Origin of the sequence: Paenibacillus sp. EKM206P, from assembly GCF_011066155.1 — a bacterium.
GTDB lineage: Bacteria > Bacillota > Bacilli > Paenibacillales > Paenibacillaceae > Paenibacillus > Paenibacillus polymyxa_D.
The window spans coordinates 1-2259 of record NZ_JAAMNQ010000040.1; the positions used below are offsets into that span (position 1 = coordinate 1).

Here is a 2259-nt window from a genome sequence, read left to right on the forward strand (position 1 = left end):
GAGTCCCAGCTTGTGAAGATCTGGGAGGAAGTACTGGGCTACTCCGGCATTGGAGTCCTGGACAATTTCTTCGAGCTTGGAGGCCACTCCTTGCGGGCGACGAACCTTGTCAGCAAGATTCAGAAGGAAATGAACGTCGAACTTCCGTTGCGCGACGTATTCCGCTACTCGACAATCGAAGAGATGACTCTTGCCATCTCCCGGATCGGAAAGCAATTGTTCTCGTCGATTCCGCGGGCAGGCGCAAGAGCATATTATCCGCTTTCCTCGGCTCAGAAGCGGCTGTTTATCCTGAATCAGCTGGAAGGGGCCGATCAGAGCTACAACATGCCGGGCGTGCTGCTGCTGGAAGGATCGATTGACCGGAGCCTGCTGGAGAAGGCTTTCCGGGGACTGATCGCACGGCACGAAACGCTGCGAACCGGCTTTGAGATCGTACAAGGCGAAGCAATACAGCGCATTTACGAGAGCGTCGACTTTGCTGTCGAGTACCGTCATGCGAGCGAGGAAGAAGCGCCTGAAGTCGTGCAGGCCTTCATCCGGCCTTTCGACTTGGCGAAGCCTCCGTTGCTGCGGGCGGAGCTTGTAGAGCTGGCAGCCGAACGTTATTTGCTGATGTTCGACATGCACCATATCGTCTCCGACGGGGTTTCGATGGACGTGTTAGTCGAGGAACTCGTTCGTCTGTACGGTGGCGAGTCATTAGAGCCTTTGCGCATTCAATACAAGGACTATGCGGTATGGCAGCAGTCGGACGAGCAAAAAGTGCAGTTGAAACGCGAGGAAGCTTACTGGCTGGACCGTTACCGGGGTGAACTGCCGGTTCTGGAAATGCCAACGGACTATCCGCGTCCTGCCGTGCAGAGCTTTGAGGGACAAACGCTGACGTCCTTCGTGGACGAGGCAACGAACGAAGGCTTAAAGCAACTGGCGGCTCAAAGAGGAACGACGCTGTATATGGTGCTGCTTGCGGCATATACCGTGCTTTTGCATAAATACACAGGTCAGGACGATTTGATCGTCGGAACGTCGATTGCGGGCAGAACGCACGGAGACACGCAACCTTTGATCGGAATGTTCGTTAATACGCTGGCGCTCCGCAATTATCCGGCTTCGGAGAAGACCTTCCTGTCGTATCTGGAAGAAGTGAAAGAAACGACCTTAGGCGCTTACGAGCATCAGAATTATCCGTTCGAAGAGCTCGTCGATAAAGTGCAGGTCAGCCGGGATTTGAGCCGCAACCCGCTGTTTGACACGATGTTCTCCCTGCAAAACTTGGAGGACAAAGAGTTTGGGCTGGAAGGGCTGAAATTGTCCCCGTACCCTAGCGAATACGGCACGGCCAAGTTCGACCTGAGTGTGGATGTTACGGAAGAAAACGGCGGCCTGGAGTGCAGCTTTGAATTCGCAACGGCTCTTTATAAAGAAAGCACGATCCGGCGGCTGTCGACTCATTTCGGACATTTGCTTGCGGCGATCGTAAGCCGTCCGGATGCGAAGATTGCCGAGCTGAACTTGTTGACGGCAGAGGAAAAAGAGCAAATTCTCGGCGCGTTCAACCCGGCGCAGCCGGAAGCGGCTCCTGTGGCGGCGTTCCATCGGCTGTTCGAGGAACAGGCGGAGCGCACACCGGAAGCGGCGGCCGTCGTGTACGAGAACGACCGGCTGACGTATGCGGAGCTGAACGAGCGGGCGAATCGCTTGGCGGCTACGCTGCGCGCAAACGGCATCGGCCGGGAGACGATCGTCGGCATTCTGGCCGAGCGTTCGGTGGACTTGCTGGTGGCCGTGCTGGCCGTCTGGAAAGCGGGCGGGGCGTATGTGCCACTCGACCCGGATTATCCGGCGGAGCGCGTGCGGTTCATGCTTGAAGACAGCGGAGCGAAGGTGCTGCTGACGCAAACGCCGCTGCGAGAGCGTGCTGAAGCTTGGCTCGGCGAAGAGGAGCTGGCGCTGGCGGCGGTGCTGTACCTGGACGACGAAGCGTCGTACAGCGAGGAGCGGACGAATGCCGACAGCTTCCATGAAGCCCGTCCGGAGGATCTGGCGTACGTGATCTATACGTCGGGAACGACGGGCAAGCCGAAGGGCGTGATGATCGAGCACCGCAGCCTGGTGAACACGGCGGCGGGCTACCAGCGGGAATACCGGTTGGATCAGTTCCCGGTGCGGCTGCTGCAGTTCGCAAGCTTCTCGTTCGACGTGTTCGTGGGAGATATCGCGCGGACGCTGTACAACGGAGGCACGATGGTGATTGTG

General features: G+C 57.8%; 1 protein-coding gene. It reads left to right on the forward strand.

The window, feature by feature from the left end:
• Positions 1 to 2259, forward strand: a 2259-nt coding sequence (locus tag G9G53_RS25535) for a non-ribosomal peptide synthetase (protein ID WP_165150868.1), incomplete at both ends; no start/stop codon positions are given.